23 protein-coding genes are annotated in these 24,127 nt (G+C 39.2%); 3 read left to right on the top strand and 20 right to left on the bottom strand.

Going from position 1 to position 24,127, the window contains the following annotated elements:
- Positions 1 to 194: 194 nt before the first annotated feature.
- The 19 genes from prpF to yceD form a co-directional block, all read right to left on the bottom strand.
- The gene (gene prpF / locus H4J59_RS11465; protein ID WP_182239502.1) at positions 195 to 1,388 is read right to left on the bottom strand and encodes a 2-methylaconitate cis-trans isomerase PrpF; all 1,194 of its coding nucleotides are present in this window, start codon (positions 1,386 to 1,388) and stop codon (positions 195 to 197) included.
- 428 nt (positions 1,389 to 1,816) lie between these two features.
- The gene (gene acnD, locus H4J59_RS11460; protein ID WP_182239499.1) at positions 1,817 to 4,459 is read right to left on the bottom strand and encodes a Fe/S-dependent 2-methylisocitrate dehydratase AcnD; all 2,643 of its coding nucleotides are present in this window, start codon (positions 4,457 to 4,459) and stop codon (positions 1,817 to 1,819) included.
- A gap of 151 nt (positions 4,460 to 4,610) precedes the next feature.
- Positions 4,611 to 5,735 carry a 2-methylcitrate synthase gene (gene prpC / locus H4J59_RS11455; RefSeq protein ID WP_182239497.1) on the bottom strand — a complete coding sequence of 375 codons (1,125 nt, stop codon included), beginning with the start codon at positions 5,733 to 5,735 and terminating at the stop codon, positions 4,611 to 4,613.
- A 125-nt stretch (positions 5,736 to 5,860) separates the two neighbouring features.
- Positions 5,861 to 6,751 (bottom strand): methylisocitrate lyase, encoded by an 891-nt coding sequence (gene prpB / locus H4J59_RS11450; protein ID WP_182239495.1) that lies wholly within the window; start codon positions 6,749 to 6,751, stop codon positions 5,861 to 5,863.
- A 57-nt stretch (positions 6,752 to 6,808) separates the two neighbouring features.
- A complete protein-coding gene (locus H4J59_RS11445) occupies positions 6,809 to 7,489 on the bottom strand; it encodes a GntR family transcriptional regulator (protein WP_182137787.1) in 681 nt (226 codons plus the stop codon).
- A 276-nt stretch (positions 7,490 to 7,765) separates the two neighbouring features.
- Positions 7,766 to 8,995 (bottom strand): nucleoside recognition domain-containing protein, encoded by a 1,230-nt coding sequence (locus tag H4J59_RS11440; RefSeq protein ID WP_182239493.1) that lies wholly within the window; start codon positions 8,993 to 8,995, stop codon positions 7,766 to 7,768.
- 105 nt (positions 8,996 to 9,100) lie between these two features.
- Complete coding sequence (locus H4J59_RS11435) at positions 9,101 to 9,883, bottom strand: TatD family hydrolase (protein ID WP_182239491.1); 783 nt, start codon at positions 9,881 to 9,883, stop codon at positions 9,101 to 9,103.
- Positions 9,884 to 10,026: 143 nt separating this feature from the next.
- The gene (locus tag H4J59_RS11430; protein WP_259365560.1) at positions 10,027 to 10,353 is read right to left on the bottom strand and encodes a PilZ domain-containing protein; all 327 of its coding nucleotides are present in this window, start codon (positions 10,351 to 10,353) and stop codon (positions 10,027 to 10,029) included.
- A gap of 40 nt (positions 10,354 to 10,393) precedes the next feature.
- Complete coding sequence (locus tag H4J59_RS11425) at positions 10,394 to 11,416, bottom strand: hypothetical protein (RefSeq protein ID WP_182239490.1); 1,023 nt, start codon at positions 11,414 to 11,416, stop codon at positions 10,394 to 10,396.
- Between the two features lie 3 nt (positions 11,417 to 11,419).
- The gene (tmk, locus tag H4J59_RS11420; RefSeq protein ID WP_182239488.1) at positions 11,420 to 12,055 is read right to left on the bottom strand and encodes a dTMP kinase; all 636 of its coding nucleotides are present in this window, start codon (positions 12,053 to 12,055) and stop codon (positions 11,420 to 11,422) included.
- Between the two features lie 38 nt (positions 12,056 to 12,093).
- Entirely contained in the window at positions 12,094 to 13,131 is a 1,038-nt protein-coding gene (gene mltG / locus H4J59_RS11415) for an endolytic transglycosylase MltG (protein ID WP_259369494.1), read from the bottom strand.
- Between the two features lie 9 nt (positions 13,132 to 13,140).
- Positions 13,141 to 13,953, bottom strand: a complete 813-nt coding sequence (gene pabC / locus H4J59_RS11410) for an aminodeoxychorismate lyase (protein WP_182239486.1) — start codon at positions 13,951 to 13,953, stop codon at positions 13,141 to 13,143.
- 110 nt (positions 13,954 to 14,063) lie between these two features.
- Positions 14,064 to 15,296, bottom strand: a complete 1,233-nt coding sequence (fabF, locus tag H4J59_RS11405) for a beta-ketoacyl-ACP synthase II (protein ID WP_182239484.1) — start codon at positions 15,294 to 15,296, stop codon at positions 14,064 to 14,066.
- A 165-nt stretch (positions 15,297 to 15,461) separates the two neighbouring features.
- A complete protein-coding gene (gene acpP, locus H4J59_RS11400) occupies positions 15,462 to 15,695 on the bottom strand; it encodes an acyl carrier protein (RefSeq protein ID WP_077286054.1) in 234 nt (77 codons plus the stop codon).
- Positions 15,696 to 15,859: 164 nt separating this feature from the next.
- On the bottom strand, positions 15,860 to 16,594 hold the full coding sequence (gene fabG, locus H4J59_RS11395) for a 3-oxoacyl-ACP reductase FabG (RefSeq protein WP_182232671.1): 735 nt from the start codon (positions 16,592 to 16,594) through the stop codon (positions 15,860 to 15,862).
- Between the two features lie 6 nt (positions 16,595 to 16,600).
- Positions 16,601 to 17,536, bottom strand: a complete 936-nt coding sequence (fabD, locus tag H4J59_RS11390; RefSeq protein ID WP_182239482.1) for an ACP S-malonyltransferase — start codon at positions 17,534 to 17,536, stop codon at positions 16,601 to 16,603.
- Between the two features lie 121 nt (positions 17,537 to 17,657).
- A complete protein-coding gene (plsX, locus tag H4J59_RS11385; RefSeq protein ID WP_220469799.1) occupies positions 17,658 to 18,683 on the bottom strand; it encodes a phosphate acyltransferase PlsX in 1,026 nt (341 codons plus the stop codon).
- A 15-nt stretch (positions 18,684 to 18,698) separates the two neighbouring features.
- Positions 18,699 to 18,869 carry a 50S ribosomal protein L32 gene (gene rpmF, locus H4J59_RS11380; RefSeq protein WP_077286058.1) on the bottom strand — a complete coding sequence of 57 codons (171 nt, stop codon included), beginning with the start codon at positions 18,867 to 18,869 and terminating at the stop codon, positions 18,699 to 18,701.
- A 39-nt stretch (positions 18,870 to 18,908) separates the two neighbouring features.
- On the bottom strand, positions 18,909 to 19,421 hold the full coding sequence (gene yceD / locus H4J59_RS11375) for a 23S rRNA accumulation protein YceD (RefSeq protein ID WP_182239480.1): 513 nt from the start codon (positions 19,419 to 19,421) through the stop codon (positions 18,909 to 18,911).
- A gap of 119 nt (positions 19,422 to 19,540) precedes the next feature.
- Between yceD and H4J59_RS11370 the strand changes: the two genes are divergently transcribed.
- The 3 genes from H4J59_RS11370 (at position 19,541) to H4J59_RS11360 (ending at position 21,952) form a co-directional block, all read left to right on the top strand.
- Positions 19,541 to 20,137: a nucleoside triphosphate pyrophosphatase gene (locus H4J59_RS11370; RefSeq protein ID WP_182239478.1), complete on the top strand. Its 597-nt coding sequence runs from the start codon at positions 19,541 to 19,543 to the stop codon at positions 20,135 to 20,137.
- A gap of 484 nt (positions 20,138 to 20,621) precedes the next feature.
- Positions 20,622 to 20,942 carry a hypothetical protein gene (locus H4J59_RS11365; RefSeq protein ID WP_182239477.1) on the top strand — a complete coding sequence of 107 codons (321 nt, stop codon included), beginning with the start codon at positions 20,622 to 20,624 and terminating at the stop codon, positions 20,940 to 20,942.
- Between the two features lie 434 nt (positions 20,943 to 21,376).
- Positions 21,377 to 21,952 (top strand): CBS domain-containing protein, encoded by a 576-nt coding sequence (locus H4J59_RS11360; RefSeq protein WP_182239475.1) that lies wholly within the window; start codon positions 21,377 to 21,379, stop codon positions 21,950 to 21,952.
- Between the two features lie 665 nt (positions 21,953 to 22,617).
- On the opposite strand, the gene rluC is transcribed toward H4J59_RS11360, so the two are convergent.
- Positions 22,618 to 23,580, bottom strand: a complete 963-nt coding sequence (gene rluC / locus H4J59_RS11355; protein ID WP_404852020.1) for a 23S rRNA pseudouridine(955/2504/2580) synthase RluC — start codon at positions 23,578 to 23,580, stop codon at positions 22,618 to 22,620.
- Positions 23,581 to 24,127: the final 547 nt, after the last annotated feature.

The following is a 24,127-nucleotide window of genomic DNA, read 5'->3' as shown; positions in this document are numbered from 1 at the left end:
AATTTACTCTGTAGACTGTCTGAAAGTGAGCAATTAATTAGTCTATGTAGTATCACATAAATACCTTAAAAAATTTTTTTAAATATCAGATTTTATAAGAAAAACAATTTTTCCGTTTACAAAAAGCACTATCAGAAACATTGCTAATAGTGCTTGATTAAAGTCTTTATCGCTGATCAAAGCCAGTACTGATCTTAAAATGAATCAGCAGGAATACGCACCCAACCTTCCATTAATACCCGAGCACTGCGGCTCATAATAGCTTTATTTACCGTCCACATACCATCAAGTTTTGACGCTTGAGCACCCACTTTAAGTGTGCCCGATGGGTGACCAAAAACAACAGCGTCACGTTCGCCACCGCCAGCGGCTAAATTCACTAAAGTGCCTGGGATTGCTGCTGCAGTGCCAATCGCCACGGCTGCCGTGCCCATCATTGCATGATGTAACTTACCCATAGATAAAGCACGAACATGTAGGTCTATATCCGCTGTACAAACCACTTTACCACTTGATGTTACATAGTCTTTAGCGGCACTGACAAAAGCCACTTTTGGGGTATGTTGACGTGCAACGGCTTCAGATACATCATTAATCAAACCCATTTTAATTGCGCCAGCAGCACGAATAGTTTCAAAACGTGCTAATGCCGCTTCATCATTATTAATAGCCTCTTGTAATTCGGTACCTGTGTAGCCAATATCTTCAGCATTTAAAAAAATAGTGGGAATACCAGCACTGATCATAGTGACTTTAACTGTAGCGGCTTTAAAAGTACCTACCGCGGGAACTGCTAACTCATCAATCACATTACCTGTCGGAAACATAGCTTCACTAGGGTCAACGGGCGCTATAAATTCTACTGGTACTTCTGCAGCAGGAAAGGTTACGCCGTCGAGTTCAAAGTCACCGGTTTCTTGTACTTGCCCATGCGTAATAGGCACGCGAGCAATAATCGTTTTGCTAATGTTTTTTTGCCAAATACGTACCGTACAAATACCATTTTCCGGAATACGGCTAGCAGCAACTAAACCCGACATAATGGCAAATGAGCCCACGGCTGCGGTCAAATTCCCACAATTACCACTCCAATCAACAAACGCTTTATCTATCGCCACTTGACCAAACAAATAGTCAACGTCGTGATCTACCACATCACTTTTAGCCAAAATAACGGTTTTACTGGTACTTGATGTAGCCCCACCCATACCATCGGTTTGTTTACCGTAGGGATCTGGACTACCAATCACTCGAAGTAGCATATTGTCACGAGCTTGCCCCGCTATTTGGCAACGCTCTGGCAAGTCAGTAAGATTAAAAAATACACCTTTTGACGTACCACCTCGCATATAGGTTGCGGGGATTTTTACTTGAGAAACTGAAGACATTTAACACCTCTAAATTTTATCAATATAAGCCAATTTGTTCACCTTCCATGTGCGCAATTGAGTGTTCGTTGATTACATCGACGTTCCTTCACATCCATGTGATCACGTCAAAACGCTCGTTGATTGCATCGACGTTCCTTCACATCCATGTGATCACGTCATACCGTTCGTTGATTACATCGACGCTCCTTCACATCCATGTGATCACGTCATACCGTTCGTTGATTACATCGACGCTCCTTCACATCCATGTGATCACGTCATACCGTTCGTCCTGAACATAAAAAAGCAGCAATTAAATTGCTGCTCATATTTTTCATTAACGTTTACTATCTAAAACTATTATTTTTATTGACCGAAAGACAGCTGTACACCCGCTATATTGATAGCTCAGTACAGGTAACGCCACTATCATCAAAAATAAGCCTTTAGCCATTAGACTCTAAAAAATCGTTGGCAAACTTTTGTAAAACACCACCGGCTGCATAAACAGAGACTTCTTCAGCGGTATCTAAACGACATTTTACTGGAATCTCAACGACTTCGCCCTGACCTTTATCTGAGCCTCGAGTCATGACTACCGTCATCGCTCCACCTGACGTTGGCGTACCTACTACATCGTAAGTTTCTGAACCATCAATATGGTAAGTATGACGAGTTTCACCATTAATAAACTCTAACGGTAACACGCCCATACCCACTAAGTTAGTACGGTGAATACGCTCAAAACCTTCAGCAATAATCACTTCAACACCCGCTAAACGAACACCTTTGGCCGCCCAATCGCGTGATGAACCTTGACCATAATCAGCACCGGCAATAATAATAAGCGGCTGCTTGCGTTCCATATAAGTTTCAATGGCTTCCCACATCCGAGATTCAGTGCCTTCCGGCTCAATACGCGTAAGCGAGCCTTGCTTAACTTCACCTTTGTCATCACGACACATTTCGTTAAATAATTTCGGGTTAGCAAATGTTGCACGTTGCGCGGTTAAATGGTCACCACGATGAGTTGCATACGAGTTAAAATCTTCTTCTGGCAAGCCCATTTTATCTAAGTATGCACCCGCAGCACTGTCCAATTGAATAGCATTTGAAGGTGATAAATGATCGGTGGTAATGTTGTCACCCAATACCGCTAATGGCCGCATACCTTTCATGGTACGTTCACCCGCTAGTGCGCCTTGTCCCTCTGTATCCCAGTAAGGAGGACGACGAATATAAGTACTGGTTTCATCCCAAGCGTATAATGGACTTTCAGCGGGCTCAAAAGCGCCTAAATCAAACATTGGTGTGTAGATTTTTTTGAATTGCTCAGGTTTGACACATGAGGCAACAATATCATCAATTTCTTCATCACTTGGCCAGATGTCTTTCAGCGTAATGTCGTTGCCGTTTTGATCTTGACCTAAAATGTCTTTTTCAATATCAAAACGAATAGTACCGGCAATAGCGTAAGCAACCACTAAAGGGGGTGACGCTAAAAAGGCTTGTTTTGCATACGGATGAATGCGGCCATCAAAGTTACGATTACCTGATAATACGGCGGTTGCATATAAATCACGGTCAATCACTTCTTGTTGAATCTTTGGGTCTAACGCGCCACTCATGCCGTTACACGTGGTACAGGCGTAACCTACAATACCAAAACCTAGTTTTTCCATTTCAACCAATAAACCCGCTTCTTCTAAATAAAGCTTGGCTACTTTTGAACCTGGCGCAAATGAAGATTTAACCCAAGGTTTACGCACTAAACCTAGCTCATTTGCGCGTTTAGCAATCAGGCCTGCAGCGACAACATTACGCGGATTAGAGGTATTTGTACAAGAGGTAATAGCAGCAATAATGACCGCGCCATCAGGCATTTGGCCGTTAGCTTCTTGCACTTTACAAGCAGCAAGATCTTTAGCGATATTTTTTGAGGCTAAATCCGCTGTCGCTAAACGTCGATGTGGATTAGAAGGACCGGCTAAGTTACGACCTACGCTTGATAAATCAAATTCGATAACCCGTGGATATTGCGCCTCTACTAAATCATCGGCCCACAGGCCAGTGTGCTTAGCATAAGTTTCAACCAGTGCTATTTGCTCTGGTTCACGCCCAGTAATTTTCAAATAATCAATGGTTTGTTCATCGATGTAGAACATAGCGGCTGATGCACCATATTCTGGGGTCATGTTTGAGATAGTCGCTCGATCACCAATAGTTAAGCTTCTAGTGCCTTCACCAAAGAATTCTAAGTAAGCAGACACCACTTTTTCATTGCGTAAAAATTCAGTGATCGCTAATACTATATCCGTTGCTGTGATACCCGGTTGACGTTTACCGGTCAGCTTTACACCGATAATATCGGGTAAGCGCATCATAGATGGACGACCCAGCATAACGGTTTCAGCTTCTAAACCACCAACACCAATAGCAATAACACCTAAGGCATCAATGTGTGGTGTGTGAGAATCAGTACCAACACAAGTATCAGGAAAAGCGACACCGTCACGCGCTTGAATAACCGGCGACATTTTCTCTAAATTAATTTGGTGCATAATGCCGTTACCCGCGGGAATAACATCAACATTTTTAAAAGCAGTTTTGGTCCATTCGATAAAATGAAAGCGGTGTTCGTTACGACGGTCTTCGATTGCCCGGTTTTTCTCAAAGGCTTCACTATCAAAGCCAGCAGCTTCTACGGCGAGTGAATGGTCGACAATTAATTGTGTGGGTACAACAGGATTCACTTTAGCTGGGTCACCACCTTGATCCGCAATGGCATCTCGAAGGCCGGCCAAATCAACTAAAGCGGTTTGACCAAGAATGTCATGACAAACCACACGTGCTGGATACCAAGGAAAGTCTAAATCTTGCTTACTTTCAATAATTTGCTTTAGCGAATCAGTTAAGGTTGCAGGGTCACACCGGCGAACTAATTGTTCAGCGAGCACACGTGAAGTGTAAGGTAGTGTTTTATAAGCACCGGGGCTGATTGTTTCAATCGCTGCTCGTGTATCGAAAAAATCTATTGTTACACCATTGTGTTTATAACCTGGCAAAGGTTTGCGGTAATCGTAATTCATAACTTACTCCACATAGTAAAAAAGAGTACAACAGACTCTTTTTAAGTAATTTAATTAATGACACGGCATTATCACTAGCAGCTTACAGCAGCCCTATCAGCATAGATAAGGCTTTATTTATGCTGATGCTAGGTAATAAGTACCTGTTAGCTTACCTAGTAGCGATAGGTTGCACTTTACGAGGCTCTGCACCAATGTAGTCAGCAGACGGGCGAATAATACGGTTATTTTCACGTTGTTCCATGATATGAGCCGCCCAACCTGTTAGACGAGAACAAACAAAAATAGGGGTAAATAATTTCGTTGGAATGCCCATATAATTATAGGTTGAGGCATGAAAAAAGTCAGCATTACAAAATAATTTTTTGCTGTCCCACATAAACTCTTCACAGGCTACTGAAATGTCGTATAACGACGTATCGCCATTTTCAGCGGCCAGTTTTTTAGACCATGCTTTGATGATGACATTACGTGGATCAGATGTGGTGTAAATTGCATGTCCAAAGCCCATAATTTTTTCTTTACGCTCAAGCATACCCGCCATTTGTTCTTTAGCATCAGCAGGAGAGTTAAACTTTTCAATCATGTCCATTGCGGCTTCGTTAGCACCGCCGTGAAGTGGCCCACGAAGCGTACCAATAGCACCGGTTACACATGAGAACATATCTGATAGCGTTGAAGCACACACACGTGCCGTAAACGTAGAGGCATTAAATTCATGCTCAGCGTATAGAATTAAGGATACATCCATCACGCGCTCATGCTGTTTAGACGGACTTTTACCATTTAATAGGCGTAAAAAATGCCCACCTAGCGACGCTTCATCTGAAGTACAGTCAATTTCTATACCCTCATGTGAAAATTTATACCAATAACACATGATGGCAGGAAAAGCCGATAACAAGCGGTTTGCGGCTTTATTTTGTTCACTAAAATCATTTTCTGGTTCTAAATTACCTAAAAATGAACAACCCGTACGCATAACATCCATTGGATGCACTTCTTTTGGGATCAGCTTAAGTACAGCTTTTAAAGCTTGCGGTAAATCACGCATCGCCAATAAATCAGTTTTATAGCTAGCTAGCTCTTTTACATTAGGGAGCTCACCGTTGAAAAGTAAGTAAGCCACTTCTTCAAAAGTTGAATTTTCAGCTAAATCAGCAATATCGTAACCACAATAAGTTAAGCCCGAACCTGATTTTCCTACCGTACATAAAGCTGTGTCGCCAGCACTTTGTCCACGTAAGCCAGCACCTGATAATTTTTTATCTTTCATTATTCTTTCCCCTAGTACTTAACAGTGATTAATTTACTGTTAAGGGTTAAAATTTAGTTTCTTATTGATATATTTTAATGCTTATAGCCGTTCCACTTTAAGGTGTTGAAGTAGAACAGATATAACTACTTGTTTTTACCTTCAGAGAACAAAGCATCAAGCTTTTGCTCATAATCGTGGTAACCCAGGTAATCATATAAATCCATACGTGTTTGCATGTTATCGATTTCTGTTTTTTGGTCACCATCTGCAAGCAAGGTTTTGTAAACAGACTCTGCTGCTTTATTCATCGCTCTAAATGCAGATAATGGATAAAGCACCATGGCACAGCCCCACTCGCCTAACTGGGCTTTATTCCACAATTCTGTTTGGCCAAATTCAGTAATATTGGCTAATACCGGCACATCAAGCGCTTCAGTAAAAGCTCTGTAATGCGCTTCAGTTTGAATAGCTTCAGCAAAAATACCATCTGCACCAGCAGCAACATAGGCTGTAGCACGTTCAAGCGCGGCTTCTAAACCTTCCTGAGCAAACGCGTCAGTGCGAGCCATAATGAAAAAGTCGCTATCAATACGCGCATCAACGGCCGCTTTAATTCGATCCGCCATTTCTTCTGTAGAAACAATTTCTTTATTCGGACGATGGCCACAACGCTTTTGCGCCACTTGATCTTCAATGTGAACTGCTGCAGCGCCGGCTTTTTCCATATCACGAATAGTTTTAGCAATATTAAATGCACCGCCCCATCCGGTATCAATATCGACTAAAAGCGGTAAGCTACAAGCTGAAGTAATACGTGATACATCCGCAATAACGTCATTTAATGATGTCATGCCTAAATCGGGTAAACCATAAGAGGCATTCGCAACACCACCACCAGATAAATAAATAGCTTGGTGACCTAATTGTTCGGCCATCATGGCACAATAAGCGTTAACGGTACCTACAACCTGCAGGGGTTTATTATTTGCTAAAGCCTGGCGAAATTTAGCACCAGGAGATAATTGTTTAGACATTGCTTTATCCTTTTTTAGTCATATATATGTTGTATTAAATTAACTTTACAGCTGCCGCTATTGTTGCTGGGCAATTTTCTTTTCGATATTTTTGCGTGAAGCCGCAATATGACGCCTCATTAGCATTTCGGCTAATTCACCATCGCGGTCAGCTATCGCTTCAATAATGCGAGAATGTTCATCAAACGCTTTAGTTGCTCGTGGGCTATTCATACCAAATTGGCAACGATACATACGAACAAGGTGATAAAGTTGGCCACACAAGATATTAATGAGTTGTTGATTATGACTACCGAGTATCACTTTATAGTGAAAGTCTAAATCACCTTCTTCTTGATAGTAGGCAATACCGTCGCGCAATGCCTTGGCACTTGCATGCTGCTTAAGCATGACCTTCATTTCAATAATTTCATCTTCAGTCATATTTATCGCGGCTTGGCGACATGCCATGCCTTCGAGTGCTTCGCGAACGACGTAAATTTCTAACAGCCCAGCAATTGAACATTCAACCACACGAGAGCCAACATTGGCTTTGCGTTCAATTAAGTGACATTTTTCCAAACGATTTAGCGCTTCACGCAAAGTTGAACGACTAATTTGATAGTTTTTAGCTAGTTCTGGCTCACTAATTTTACTACCAGATTTGATGGTGCCATCAACAATGGCGTGTAGCATTTGCTCAAATACTTTATCTGCCGTAGTAACCGCGGCTTGAGTTGTAGGGTTGTTTAACGCCATTAATATTGTCGACAGATATAAAAACAAGGCGCTTATGATAACAACTTTTCAGTAATAGTCAATGTGAAGCCAAGGGTATTGTCGACAATACTCATTAGGCATTAGTCGTAGACACTATGAAATAGTGTGAAGTGATATTACAATTACTCACCAATAAAAACAAACAAACCAATGTTAAATAAGCGTATTTGTAAAATACATCCGCATTTACTCATCCGTTAATTCATCTTGTTATCATGTTTAACAATGCCCTCCATGTGTCGACAATAGACAGGGTTAGCCAAAAAACCAATAACAAACACCAATAGCAGCAGTAATGCCGGCAAGATCAGCAATAAGTCCACAAGCCAAGGCATGGCGACTATAACGAATACCAACAGAGCCAAAATAAACCGCTAAGACATAAAATGTAGTTTCAGTAGAGCCTTGCACAATAGAAGCTAAGCGACCAGCGAATGAATCAGCGCCATGAGTATTCATGGTTTCTATCATCATAGCACGAGCGCCAGAGCCACTTAAGGGCTTCATAAATGCCGTAGGTAGTGCATCAACAAAACGAGTATCACCATTAAAAAGCAACACTAACTGTCGTATGCCATCAACCAAAATATCTAAAGCGCCACTGGCTCTAAATACCCCAATCGCACACAACATGGCCAACAGATAAGGAATGATTTTTATACTGGTTTCAAAACCTTGTTTAGCCCCTTCAATAAAGCTGTCATATACATTAACTTTGCGTTTTAAGGCGACGAATAAGAAACTAATTAGCGTGGAAAATATGAGCAAATTGCCCATCAAGGATGATTGTTGCGCTAACAACTCTGCACTCAAGGTAGAGAAATAAACCACAATGCCACCGACAAGTGCGATGCCTGCGGCTAAATAAAGTAAAATAACTTGCTGATAAAGTTTTATTTTTTGCACAAATGCAACCGCAAACAATCCTGCGAGGGTTGAGGCAAATGTTGCCAATAAAATAGGGACGAAAACATCAGTCGGGTTTAGCGCTCCCTGTTGGGCACGATAAACAAAAACAGTAACAGGGAATAAGGTTACCGCGGAAGTATTCAACACCAAAAAGAGTATTTGCGCATCACTTGCCGTTTCTTTGTTTGGATTAAGCAATTGCAGGTCTTGCATGGCTTTTAAGCCTAAAGGCGTAGCCGCATTATCTAACCCTAAGAAATTTGCCGACAAGTTCATGGTCATTGAACCTATGGCCGGATGCCCTTTGGGTACCTCTGGCATAAGACGGACAAATAGTGGTGAAATAAACTGTGCTATTTTGTCGATAATACCGGCATGTTCAGCTATCTTCATCATGCCTAACCAAAAACTTAAAATGCCAATCAGGCCAATCGCAATCTCAACCGTTACCCTCGACATATCAAAAATGGCATTAACAATTTCTGCAAAAATTAAAACCTGATCAAAAACCAGCCATTGCTCCATGGCAGAAATAAAGGCAACAAAGAAAAATCCGCTCCAAATACGATTTAACAAACCTGCTCTCTTTTATTTTTAGTATAAATATCATGACACACAAGGCTAGCCATAGTGTTATGGTTAGTTTTAACTCATAGTATTAAATAATTCTCTTAAGTAGCACTATTTGACAGGAATAGTCTCAGGAAACAAACGATGAAAGTTCTCACTCGATTGTCGGGCAATTTCTGCAACCGAAGTACCACGAATACTGGCTAAATGTTTTGCGACTTCAACTACGTAAGCGGGCTGATTTTGTTTACCACGATGGGGCACTGGTGCTAAATAAGGCGCATCCGTTTCAATTAAAAAACGGTCTGAGGGTACTTTTTTCGCTACTTCTCTTAAGTCAGCCGCATTTTTAAAAGTGACAATGCCGGAAAAGGAGATATAAAAACCCATCGCTATTGCTTGTTCAGCCATCTCCCAACTTTCAGTAAAGCAATGTAGAATGCCGCCAACATTTTCCGCCTGCTCTGCTCTTAACATAGCTAAGGTATCTTCTTGAGCACCTCTAGTATGGATGATCAAGGGTTTTTTTAGCTGATTAGCAACGCGTATATGTTTTCGAAAAGAGTCTAACTGCACTGGTTTTGTTTCTGGCGCATAAAAATAATCAAGGCCCGTTTCACCAATAGCGACAACACGTGGATCAGTCGCTAAACTAGTTAATAGTGCTGGGTCAATTTCATCCGCTTGATTCAGCGGATGCGCACCACAGGTTAGCCAAACATTGTCATATTTAGCCGTTGCTTCTGCCATCGCTGGAAAGTCTTCTAAAGTAACGCTAACACACAATAAAGTATTAACCTTTTCGGCCAATGCCGCATTAACAACATTATCTAAATTATTGTCAAAATCTTCGAGTTTTAAACGGTCTAAATGACAATGGGAATCTATGAACACAGGTTTACTCCGCACAAAGGTGCTAAAGGTTAGTTTGGGTATTTATCATACCGATTGAATTAATGAGTTGCTGACATCACAAAAATATTCTCAATGGGCATAATATTCAATAGTGCTATTTTAGTTAGATAAAAATAAGCATGTTACATTGATAAGGTCGGCTCAGATGAACTCAATAAATGCCCTATCGCTTTGTCAATTTGGCTACGCATATTGTCAGGATCTTCAAAAAAACTAACACCTATACCTGCAGGTGTACCGTTTTGCGCGCCAATGGGGGTGATCCAAGAAACTTTGCCTTTAATTTTTGAAGGCTCTAAGGAGTCAGGTAATGTCACAAGCAAGTTCACATCAGTGGCTAATTCATAATGCTCTGTGGTGCGAACAAATAAACCACCATTTTTCATAAATGGCATATATGACTGATATAAATCACGATCTGACATAAAATCAAGTGTAATATTTTTCAAAATCATCCCTCTATTTTTGTTGGCTTTTTTATTAACGTTTTTATTGATTTTTTTGTTCAACGACAAGGCTGATATCGGCGAGTAATTTTTCACTTAAAAACTGCCGGTTAACTTGCACTAATGTCTTTAACTTAATATTGGCCGCTTGGACTAAATTATATACCTGCCATAACTGTTGTTTATTGATGACACTTGCTTGTTGATTTTCATGTCCTGCTGTTGGCCAGCCCCATTGATTACGCATCAAATTAACTAAGATTTTTTCCAACCAACGAAAGCCATCATGACGTTCAACCAATAAGGTTAATATCTCTGCACGGTGTTGGTGAGCGCATAAATAGTCTTTGACCTTATCACGAAACGCGGTAAACGCAACGGCGGTTGCTTCGTCTGTTAATTCGCTAAGATGGCTAAGGTTTACAAAAGCATCGTTACCCTGTTTTTTATATTCAGCCAAAAGTTTTTTGCCGACCGGTGGACGTATTTCAAATTTTTGACAACGACTGATAATAGTGGGTAACAGCACATCACTGCTATGCGTTGTTAACATAATGAAACTTTGAGAGGTTGGCTCTTCTAACGTTTTTAATAACGCATTAGCTGCTGATACTGTCATGGTGTCAGCATGATTGACTAAGGCTGTTTTGGCGATGCCGATATGAGCGGTTTTCTCAAAAAATTGGCTCAGTTTCCGTATGGCATCTACGCCAATAGTATTTTTATCATTAACGATAGTCAGATGATCCGGATAACTGCCATTGGCAAACAACTTGCAAGTTTTGCAATAACCGCAAGGCTGAAAAATAAACGGCTGCACATTGGTCGTTTCTTCACTTACTTCACTTACTTTGCTTACTTGGCTTAAGTTTTCTTCTGTTTCTTGTTGTATATTTTGTGGCAAGTCTTGTGTTAAGTCTTGGCAGAGCAGCACGTTAATCAGCCAATGCGCTATTTCTTCTTGACCCGCGCCATCAACACCAGAAAATAACAAGGCATGAGGAAGCTTATTTTCGTGAATTTGTCGAGACAATTGTTGCTGAAGCGCCAATAACCAAGTTTTCATCCGTTAGCCTTGTTTACTATTAATAAAAGCTTCGACTGAGTTGATTACAGCTTTGTGCACCAGGTCCATCTCTTGGCTCGCATCTATAATATCTGTGCTGTCTGACGCTTGTGCCAAAGCTAGATATTTGTTGCGTACGCGCTGAAAAAAATCAATTTTTTCTTGTTCAATCCGATCTAATTCGCCTCGCGCTTGTGCTCGAGCTAAGCCTAATTCTGGCGCAATATCTAAATAAACGGTTAAGTCCGGTGTAAAGCCCTTTAAGGTAACATCAGCTATAGCATTCATTATCGCATCGTCAAATTGTCGTCCGCCACCTTGATAAGCCCGTGATGATAAGTCATGACGGTCGCCAATCACCCAGGTACCTTCTGCTAAGGCGGGTAAAATTCTATTCACTAGCAATTGACTACGACTTGCATACATCAACAAAAGTTCAGTTTCTTGCGTTAGCTTTTCATCATGACTGACTGATTTTACAATATCTCGCAGAGCTTCGGCTAATGGCGTACCACCAGGCTCTCTAGTTTTTATAAAGGGGATATTATATTTATTTAACACCGCTTCAATAACGCTAATAGCTGATGACTTACCGGCACCTTCTATGCCTTCAACAACAATAAACTTACCTTTCTTCATACTGAAATCATCCAAAATACTTTATTAAAATGTGAACGTTAGTTTTTCTTACGCTGATACTTAGTTACCGCACGATTATGATCGGCTAGATTTTTGGAAAATATATGTTCGCCTGCGCCATTGCTGACAAAATACAAATAATCACTCAACTCTGGATTTAATGCGGCTTGTAGCGCTTGAGCCCCAGGTAACGCGATGGGTGTTGGCGGTAAGCCTTTTATTTTATAGGTATTATAAGCAGTTTTTTCCCGCAAGTGAGCGTAAGTAATATCACCTTGGTAACGTTCACCCAAACCGTAAATTACCGTTGGGTCGGTTTGTAAACGCATTTTTTTATTTAAACGGTTAACAAATACCGACGATATACGAGGGTGTTCAGTGTGTCGGCCACTTTCTTTTTCAATAATTGAAGCCATAATAAGTGCTTGATATGGCGTTTTGTAGGGTAAGTTTTCAGCTCTATTATGCCACTGCACTGTTAACGCGCTTTGCATTTTTTTATATGCACGTTTAATGATGCTCAAATCCGTTGTATTTTGGGTAAACGCATAGGTATCAGGAAACAGCCATCCTTCAGGATTATCTTGCGTTATGGATAGTTTTTTCGCGATAGCCACGAGTGATAAATTAGCAAGTTGATGAGTAATATGTTGGTGTTGTGCTAGCTGAGCCAAGACTTGCTTGAAGGTACTACCTTCGATAAGGGTAATAAAAAATTGATGTTCTTTACCTGACACCACTAAATCAAGTAGTTCTATCGTACTTATGTTTGCCTGTACTTGATAGGTTCCTGACTTTATTTTGCTATCTTGAGGATTAAATTTTACATAACTGCGTAACCAAAAACGCTCTTGCAACCAGCCTTTATCAACCAACTGCTTGGAAAAAGCATTAAATGAAGTACCAGGCTTAATCGTTAAAAACTCAGTTTGTTTAATAACGAGTGGCTGCTGAACTTTCATTTCTGACATTATCATAACGCCAACAACAGCCAAAATACTGAGTAGTACGCAAACCGCTAAAGTCATTAATGTTCTTCTAATCAACAACGACAGGCTTAAAAAAAATCTTTTCATTTTTATATCTTAGCTTTCAACGTTAAGGCATTGGCTTTGTATGCTTTTAACCTGTGAAATATCCAATTGTTGACCATTAAAAATCTTAACCGGCACTATACCTAAAATGGCGTTACTAATAAACATCGCATCGATATTATCTAATTGAGACAGTGGATAATTATCTTGTTGAATATTCGGGTTATTTAACAATATTTTCGCCCGCATTAAGCCAGCAACGCCGGCAGTGGTTAATATCGGTGTTTGCCATTGCCCCGCTTTTAACCAAAAGACATTAGCACTACAACATTCAATAACGCTGCCATTGATATCACTAGCAACTATATCATCTTCTGTGCGTCTATCGAGCTCGGCTCTTAACATAACTTGCTCTAAACGGTTTAAGTGTTTTAAACCAGCCAGCATAGGATTAATACCGAGCTTTTGCTCACTGATCCCTACACAAATCCCCTTTTTTTGCCATTGAGGATAAAACTTAGGGTAATCACTAACGGAAATAATTACCCTAGCTTGCTCTGCACCAAGGCGCGAATAGCCACGACCGCCGCTGCCACAGGTGATAATAACTTTGACGATGCCGATCTTAATTCCGACGCTAATTTTTCTTATACTTTCTGCTAGCGCAGGCAAGGCTACTTTCGGTAAACCTAGTTGCTGACTTTGCTGTGCCAAACGATTGAGGTGCTCTGGCAACATAGCCACTTTACCATCGGTAATCAAAGCGGTGGTAAAACAACCATCACCATAAGCTAGGCCACGATCATCAATTGATATCGAATTAGCTATTTTTCCGTCTACAAAACTTAATACCATAATTGCCATAAAAAAGCCTGAATACAGCAGTATTCAGGCTTAAGCTTTTAAATTCAAGCGCTATTGAAATTAAAAGTACATTTGGTGTAATAACGTAACTTTTTAATCTCTACAGTTAACTAAATTCTTTTGAAGATCAACGAGCCATTTGTACCACCAAAACCAAATGAGTTACACAACACGTAATCTAAATTAGCATCTCGTGCAGTATGCGCAACATAATCAAGATCACAGCCTTCATCAGGGTTATCTAAATTAATGGTTGGAGGCACCGCATTATTAACTAATGCTTGAATACTGAAAATTGCTTCAACAGCACCGGCAGCACCGAGTAAATGCCCTGTCATCGACTTCGTTGACCCTACCATGACATCAAAAGCTGAACTACCAAATACAGATTTAATCGCATTGGTTTCGGCAATATCACCTGTCGGTGTTGAAGTGCCATGAGCATTAATATAACCAATTTTAGCAATATCAACTTTCGCATCATTGATGGCATTTTTCATTGCTAAAGCCGCACCTGCACCATCAGCCGGCGGTGAGGTCATATGATAGGCATCACCACTCATACCAAAACCTGCTAGTTCAGCATAAATTTTTGCTCCACGGGCTTTCGCATGTTCATACTCTTCAAGTACAAGTACACCCGCACCATCACCCAGAACAAAGCCATCGCGGTCTTTATCCCATGGGCGTGAAGCTTGTTGTGGTGCATCATTTCGCGTTGACATAGCGCGTGCAGCACCAAAGCCCCCTAGACCTAATGTGGTTGATGCTTTTTCTGCACCACCAGCAACCATAGCATCAGCATCACCGTAGGCTATCATGCGGGCCGCATGGCCAATATTATGTACACCACTAGTACAAGCGGTAACAATCGAAATATTGGGGCCTTTCAAGCCAAACATGATGGATAAATGACCTGCAATCATGTTGATAATGGTAGAAGGTACAAAAAATGGTGACAATTTACGTGGACCATTATTTAACAATTTAGTATGATTTTCTTCAATAAGACCTAAGCCACCAATACCTGAGCCAATAGCTACTCCTATACGTGGGGCATTTTCTTCGTTAATTTCTATACCAGAATCTTTAACGGCTTGCACACCAGCAGCAACGCCATATTGAATAAATAAATCCATTTTTCTGGCATCTTTACGAGCCATATAGTCTTCTGCATCAAACCCTTTAACTAAACCGGCAAAACGTGTTGGATACTCAGTAGTATCAAAATGCGTAATGTCGGCAATACCACTTTTACCAAGTAGTAGATTTGTCCAGGTTGATTCAGGGCTGTTGCCTAGAGGGCTAAGCATGCCAAGACCGGTTACTACAACGCGTCTCATGAGATGTGCTGCCTCCGATAGAATTGAATAAAAGCGGGTAGTTTATTTCAGCTTACTTAGCGCTTAATTTGACTTAAGTTAAGTGTTTGCTGTAAATATTTTCAAACTATAAAAACAAATCAGGCGGTAATTAAACCGCCTGAAATTAATCACATTCGTTTATTATTACTGGTTAGCAGTAACGTAATCGATTGCGGCTTGAACTGTAGTAATTTTTTCAGCTTCTTCATCTGGAATTTCAGTATCGAATTCTTCTTCTAATGCCATTACTAATTCAACAGTGTCTAGAGAGTCTGCACCTAAGTCGTCAACAAAAGAAGCTTCAACTTTAACTTCGTCTTCACTTACACCAAGTTGCTCAATAGTGATTTTTTTTACGCGTTCTTCAATAGTGCTCATTTTTCTTCCTTTACTAGAAAATACAATTTTTCAGAATTGCATGTAGTTTATTCGTCAAAAGCCGACCATGCAAGCTTCTAATTTTACTTTTTTGCTGGTCTAACCTGTTGACAGTATATAATTTGTTCGAATTTAACATAAAATCGCCAAAAAGCAAACTTGTGTTAAACCATGTACATGCCACCATTTACGTGTAATGTTTCACCCGTAATATACGCCGCGCCATCAGATGCTAAGAAAGCAACAGCGTTAGCAATTTCTTCCGGCTTACCTAAACGGTTGGCCGGTACTTGGGCAAAAATCCCCTCTTTTTGCTCATCCGTTAATGTTTGGGTCATATCTGTATCTATAAAACCAGGTGAAACGGTATTAACGGTTATGCCACGAGAAGCAACTTCACGTGCTAAAGATTTCGTAAAACCAATTAATCCGGCTTTCGCAGTCGCATAGTTAACCTGACCCGCGTTGCCCATTGTACCTACAACCGAGCCAATATTGATAATGCGACCATGGCGCTTTTTCATCATAGCGCGTAATACCGCTTTGCTGATTTTAAAAACCGATGTTAGATTGGTATCTATAATATCATTCCATTCATCATCTTTCATACGCATTAGTAAATTGTCACGCGTAATACCGGCATTGTTGACTAAAACATCAACTGAACCATGTTTTTCTTTGATTAAATCAAACATAGCGCTGATTGAGGCATCGTCAGTGACATTTAACACCAAACCTTGGCCTTCACCTAAATACTCACTGATATTAGCCGCACCGTGTTCAGAGGTTGCCGTACCAATAACATTACCACCCAAAGCTTTAAGTTGTGTTGCAATAGCTTTACCTATACCACGACTTGCGCCCGTCACTAAAATGACTTTACCGTCTAATGAAAACATATAATTTTACTCTACTGATTCTAATGCTTTAGTTAACGACGCACTGTCATTAACAGATTGACAACTGATGGTTTTATCAATGCGTTTTAACAAGCCCTGTAATACTTTACCTGGTCCTGCTTCGATCGCAATTTCAATACCCTGTTGCGCTAAATACTGAATAGTTTCTGTCCAACGAACTGGGCTATATAATTGTTTAATAAGTGCTATTTTAATAGCTTCAACCGAGTTTTCAGCGGTAACGTCAACATTATTAACCACTGGGATAGTCGGTTCATTAAAGCTAACATTGTTAAATTCTTCTGCTAACTTTTCTGCCGCATCTTTCATTAATGCACAATGTGATGGTACGCTTACCGGTAAAGGTAGCACGCGCTTTGCACCGGCTGCTTTACATAATATACCCGCTCGTTCAACGGCCGCCTTATGACCTGCAATAACCACCTGGCCAGGTGAATTAAAATTCACCGCTGAAACAACTTCATCATTTGCCGCTTTTGCACAGGCATCAATAATAATTTTATCATCTAGACCAATAATGGCGGCCATAGCACCAACGCCTTCAGGCACAGATGCTTGCATGAACTCACCACGCTTCTCTACGAGCTTAACAGCATCCGCCAATGATAACACCCCTGCGCACACTAGCGCTGAGTATTCACCTAAACTGTGACCTGCTAATAGTTTAGGTGTTATTGATGAATTAGCATGCCATACACGCCAAATGGCAACACTAGCAGTTAATAACGCAGGTTGGGTAAAGTTTGTTTGGTTTAACTTTTCAACTGGCCCTTGTTGAACCAAGTGCCATAAATTGTAACCTAGTGCTGCAGATGCTTCCGCAAAAGTACTTTTTACTACTTCATTTTCAGCAAAATCCGCCAACATAGCTAGAGATTGTGAACCTTGACCGGGAAAGACAAACGCTAAATTATTTTGCATTATTAGACCTAATTAAATTTAATTTTTCACTGTATCAAGGTAAATCATTACCCGATCTACCTTGCTGTAATTGCTCAAGCTTATATTCACCTGTTACACGGCTATATATAGCCACAAAATATTATTTGTGGCATAAACTATGCTCAAGCTTATCTTTGATTTTTATCGGTACTTGCCGATCAACCTCGGTAATAGCTTCAGTAATCGCCGTATAAAATGCGGTTACATTGGCGTTACCATGGCTTTTCACCACAATACCGCGCAATCCTATCAAACTTGCACCATTGTACTGGTCGGGGTTCATGGGTTTAAACAGTTTTTTTAAGGTCTTAGACAGTAATTTGCCCATAATTCGCGCTAAAAAGTGTTTTTTGATAATTTCTTGTAGTTGTGTATAGACCATTTTGGCCACACCTTCACAAGTTTTCAACGCAACATTGCCCACAAAACCGTCACAAACAATAACATCAGCTTTATTAGTAAAAATATCATTACCTTCTATAAAACCAATATAATTAATCTCATCATTGGCCTGTAAATAGCTGGCGGTTTGTTTGATATGATCACTACCTTTATTTTCTTCTTCACCCATGTTTAATAATGCGACTTTCGGATTTTCAATACCGTCAACCTCTTTTGCCATGACTGAGCCCATAATGGCAAATTGATATAATACGTTTGAGTCACAAAAAACATTCGCCCCTAAATCCAACATAAAAACATGTTGCTCAGGCTTGTTGCTAGGTAATGCAGAAATGAGTGCTGGGCGCTCCACTCCAGGTAAAGTTTTTAAGACAAAGTGCGCCATTGAAAAAAGTGCCCCTGTATTACCCGCGCTCACACAAGCTTGTGCTTGGCCGTCGTGAACCAAATCTAAGATCTTACGCATGGATGATTGCTTTTTATTACGCAAGGCAAAAATAGGTTTATCGTTCATCTCAACAACTTGGGTTGTTGGGTATAAGGTTATTCTTGGATGAGGGTAAAATTGTTTTTTTGAAAGTATTTCAATAATGACGGCTTCGTCACCACACAATAATAAGTGAAGATTGGGGAAGTTTTCTATTGCGAGCATTGCTGCAGGAAGTGTTACGTGGGGGCCTTGATCGCCCCCCATAACATCTAACGCTATGGTTAGATTAATCAAGGTAATCGTTACAGATTACTTATTGATTACTTTAACACCTTTGTAAAAGCCATCAGCTGTTACATGGTGACGACGGTGAGTTTCACCAGATACTGGATCTGTTGATAAATGCGTTGCCGTTACTGCGTCATGTGAACGGCGCATGCCACGTCTTGAACGAGACTTTTTGCTCTTTTGAACTGCCATTGCCTACTCCTAAAAATTCGGTTATTAGCTAAAAATTAACTACTTAAGTTTTTTCAATACATCAAATGGACTCGGTTTTTCAAGCTCTTCAGGCAATTTACCCCAAACACTATCAGCCGGAGACTGACAATCTTTGATCGAATGCCTTGGAATTAATGGAATCGCGAGTAAATACTCATCTTCCACTAACTCAAGCAAGTTAACTTCACCATTTTCATCTAATTCAATTGCGTCATAATATGACGGCAACTCAGCTTCAGCTTCAACGTCTTTCACTGGGCTAAAAGTAAAACTTACTTCTAGTTCCAATTCGAACTCTTCAGTACATCGCTGACAAGTTAATGCAACTGTTGCCGATGAGGAACCTGATATTACTATCAAGCCAACTTCATCCACATCAAAAGTGGCATTTACTTGGACCTGCTCAGACCGTGTTTGACACACAGCTAGCAATCTATTCATCCCAGATACTTCAAAGTATCCGTCACACACTAACTTTCGCTGTGCGCTTCTGGATGGGTCTATCGTTATCGGGAGTTTAAGATTTTTCATAAGGCGCGCATAATAAGGTGCCAATCACCTAGTGTCAAAAGAAAAATAGCTAAATATGTTTAAAAACTCAAGATAGGCCATATATTAACAGCAATCTGTTTATATTTTGAGTGATATTAATGAAAAAACTTGTTTTAGGCTCCACCTCCCCTTTTCGTAAAGAAATTTTAGAAAAACTTAATATTCCCTTTGTCTGTGCTAAACCTAACATCGATGAAAGCGCGTTTGACAATGAGTCACCCGTCGAGTTAGTTGAACGTTTAGCCATTGAAAAAGCTAAAGCAGTTGCCGGCGAATTTCCTGACGCTTTAATTATAGGCTCAGATCAGGTAGCGATATGTGACGGTGAAATACTTGGCAAGCCACATAACTTTGAAAATGCCGTTAAGCAACTAGAAAAATTTAGTAATAAAACTGTCGTTTTTTATACCGGCTTATGTGTCTATGACAGCGGTTTAGATTACACAACCGCTTTAATAGAGCCTTTTTTAGTGCATTTTAATCAGCTTTCGCTGAGCGACATTGAAAATTACCTGCACGCAGAGCAACCCTATAACTGTGCCGGTAGTTTTAAAAGTGAAGGATTAGGTATTTGTTTGTTCAAAAAGCTGGAAGGTGATGATCCCAACACTTTAATCGGTTTACCGCTTATCAAACTGGTTGAATTATTAAAGCAACATGATGTTAATGTGTTAGCTGAACAAGCCAGTGTTTAAATAAACTCACTGCGCTGCTTAAATTAGCGTTTAATTTGACCTTTAATCGCATCAAATAGCACAGAAAAATATTATCTGTGCTTATAATAGCTTAAGATTTAGCAGCTTAAAATCCAGCATAAATGATTTAACTAGCCAAATAAAGTGATACATTGATTGCTCAACATGGCGTGTATCTCTTTTAGTTTCCATCCGCGACTTTTAGTTTCCATTCACAAATTGTTTTATACCCATTTAACTCATTAAGTGTTCTACATTTTAACCATTAAAAATAAGCAGATAATCAATCAACTGGCTATTACAGTGCGTTATTTATAACCGTATTCATCACACCCAAGCTTACATTCTGCTAGTTCACCGATTAACTTTTGGTAATTAATGAGCTATTTTTATATTTTTTAACTTGAATTATGGCTATCACCACACCATCACTTAAAGCATAACTATTATTTACCTTAAATTTACCTAGGCAATGTTTAAAAAAATGTTTAAAAAAATGTTTAAAGCGATGTTTAAATTTCTTTTCATTATAAGCATGTTATTACCTACTGTTTCAGCGAATGAAATAGACTTAACCGCTTTAGGTGATTTAAACTTTACAAAATCGAATATTGCTGAAATTGAACAGGCTGACAATCTAGATTTTGATGACCCTTCATTGTTATGCCAATCCATTGCTCAGTTTCAAAATTGTAACTATATTAATTTAAGTTATTTTAGCCCCTTCATTCTGCAGTATTATTTTCTTAACTTTCACTCTAGAGCTCCCCCAGCTTTTATTTTTCACCATACGCTTATCGCATAATATTAAGGTTTTATCTTCTTGATGAGTCGTGCTCTAGCTCCTATAAGTTAAGCACGGCAATATCTCGCTAATACCAAAACCTGACTTTGAGATAAATAAAATGCCTGAAAAGCTTATTTTTTTAGCTGTGTGTTTTTCCTGCATTGTGTCTGCCGTGGTTTTTCATGCAAAATTTAAAACCGTGAATTTTAGCTCAGCAGTCTATATTTAATCAAACGAGTTCGTTTCGATAAGCACCAAGTTATTAACGTTGAGAAATAAAAAGTATTCAATAACAACCTATAACATCAAGTTATTGATCATTAATTTAATATTTATACTGCCGGCCATTATTCTAATGTGAAGTTGAATAAATAGTTAAAAGCATTTGTGTAGATATCAATCGTTCCATCGATATTATTGACAAAAAATGCAGCAAAAATTCAGAGGTAAATATGAAAAAATTACATTTAGTTAACTTAGAAGATACCGATAATATTGTCTCACCTGAGCAGTTTGAAGAAATTAACTTACAATCACCTGCGGTAAAAATATTTACTGATTTTAAAGTTCATAAAGCTATCATGATTGACGGCGATACGATGGCCGTAACCGCATTAGAATTAATGTTAAAAACCCACGTTAGAATGAACATTGTGGTCTCAGAAGGAAATGATTTTATTGGCTTGATCAGCACTAATGAATTGTCAGAGCAACACATTGTGGCAAAGCTATCTAAAGGGGTTTGTCGAGAAGATGTGTTAGTGAAAGATTTAATGATTCAAAAGTCAGACTTCCACGCTTTTGATTATTGTGAATTATTAGCTGCATCTGTGAGTGATGTAGTGTCAACTTTAGAAGATTATCAACTTCGTCACTGCCTAGTACTAGATAGAAAAAGTCATCATATACGAGGGGTTATATCATCTAGTGATATAGCAAGAAAACTCCATATAAATATGGACCTGAATGTAAAACAATCATTTGGCTCGATCTATGATGTTGTGCATCAAAAAGCACACTCAATGTAAACGAGGTGTTGTATTGGCTTACAGGGATGTAAGCCAATACAACAGTGCTAGAAGCCTATTTTTGGGCAAGATCAGTGATTAGACTGACAACTGGATTGATATTAAAAAAAGATAAGCACTTATGCTTTAGGTGCTTCATCTCTAGAAGCAATTTGAGTTATTAAGTGTTCCATTTTTTCATCAAAAAAAATGGATATATACCAGGCATAAAATTTAATCAGTAGTCATACTGTTTATAAGCATTATAACGCTGTAGCTTTTCATTTTCATTTTCATTTTCAGCATTAAAAATTAGCAGGTAGTTAAAACTTCGTACAGATATTCAACGCGATATTTTTGCAATACGCGGGTGATTTTAAGTATGTTCGAGCCACTAAAATATTCTTAAAGTTACCAACAATATTTTAGCAATGGCATCTAACTTGTTTTGTATATTAGATCAATAAGGTTTTATTATGCTCACCATAAATAAAACTGATAAAACTAGAACCTATTATTCATTACACCCTATAAATAAAAAGCTCATTATTTTAGCAAAACTTAAAACCCTACAACAAAATCTGTTGAGAAGTTTTAAGTTTAAACAACTATATTTTTATTTATGCAATAACTGGCACATTCATACTGAGCTTTCACGCAGCAGCTCAGTATTTTATCGGTACGTTTTATTGAACATCCGCTTTAGTTAATTTCTTTAACAATTTTTCTAGCGATGGTTCTAACGGAGCTTCAATTTTTATTCGTTCATTACTTAATGGATGAATGAATTCGATACTCGCCGCATGGAGAAATAAGCGTTTCAAACCTAAGTTTTTCATTTCGTGATCGAAATCTTCATGGCCGTATTTTGCATCGCAAGCAATCGAGTGGCCTTTGGTTTGACAATGCACACGAATTTGATGAGTTCGCCCGGTTACTGGAAAGGCCCTAACAAGCGTGGCATTTTTATAATGTTGAATCACTTTAAAACGCGTTTCTGACTCTTTACCGTTGATATTATCTACCACCACCACACGTTCACCAGATTTTAAGTCATTTTTCTTTAACCCTTCCGCAACACGGGTTAATTTACTCGACCAACGACCTTTAACCAAAGCGTGATAATACTTTTGTACGGTTTTATTTCTAAGTTGTTCATGCAAGTGTCGCAATGCTGAACGTTTTTTTGCGACAACTAAACAACCGGAAGTATCTCGGTCAAGTCGATGCACTAGTTCTAACATTCGCGCATCTGGTCGCAAAGCTCGCAGTGCTTCAATTAAACCAAAACTTAATCCACTGCCACCATGCACTGCCATACCAGAAGGTTTATTGATAACAATTAAGCGCTCGTCTTCAAAGAGGATTTGTTTCTCTAAATTAGCAACAACATTTAATTGTGTAGACACTGTATTAGTATTTTCCGACACACGAATAGGGGCAACGCGAATAATGTCTTCATCAACTAACTTGTACTCAGGCTTGGTACGCTTTTTATTGACACGTATTTCACCTTTTCGTAACAGGCGATAAAACATACTTTTTGGCACACCTTTTAATGTTTTCATTAAAAAGTTGTCGATACGCTGACCAGCATCTTCACTGTCTACAGTGAAAAATCTAACTTGAGGTCTTGGGCTATCTGTTATATCTATTTTGCTAGGCGCTTTTGGGCTATCTGTCATATCTGTTTTACTAGGAACCATAATTGTTCGCAGTTTAACATATTTTTTTCTAAGTACAGGCAATTAAAACGAGGATTTAATTGCCTTATCCATAAATAAAGTGTGATAATAAGATGGTTATTGCTACGTATTAGCCGTAACAAGTAAAAAGGATGCTTTAAGCGAGACGTAAGAGGCAAGTATGCGGCCACGTTAGTATGAAACAATTTTATTAAACGTCATTGTTGAGATATTAAAAAGTAAGGCCTATTGCGAATTTGACGCGTGTAACTTGTCAAAAATAACGCATAAACATATTGTCCAGCGCAATTAAAGCAATTATGTAATTAAACAGAAAAAATAAGTCACATTTTCAACCGTTAAATTATTAGAAAACACGATAATAATATCGAACTAAAATTAACGAAGCACTTAATTTTCTGTTGCGCACAGCACACAAGCTGAGCACATAAAGAATCAATTTTACTGCGGTGTCAAACACCTCAGTTATATTAGACAATCAGAATTTTTA

The organism is Colwellia sp. MB02u-10 (assembly GCF_014077185.1).
In the GTDB taxonomy this organism is placed as follows: domain Bacteria; phylum Pseudomonadota; class Gammaproteobacteria; order Enterobacterales; family Alteromonadaceae; genus Cognaticolwellia.
The sequence above is the reverse complement of the archived record's forward strand: the minus strand, read 5'-3'. Positions and strand labels throughout refer to the sequence as shown.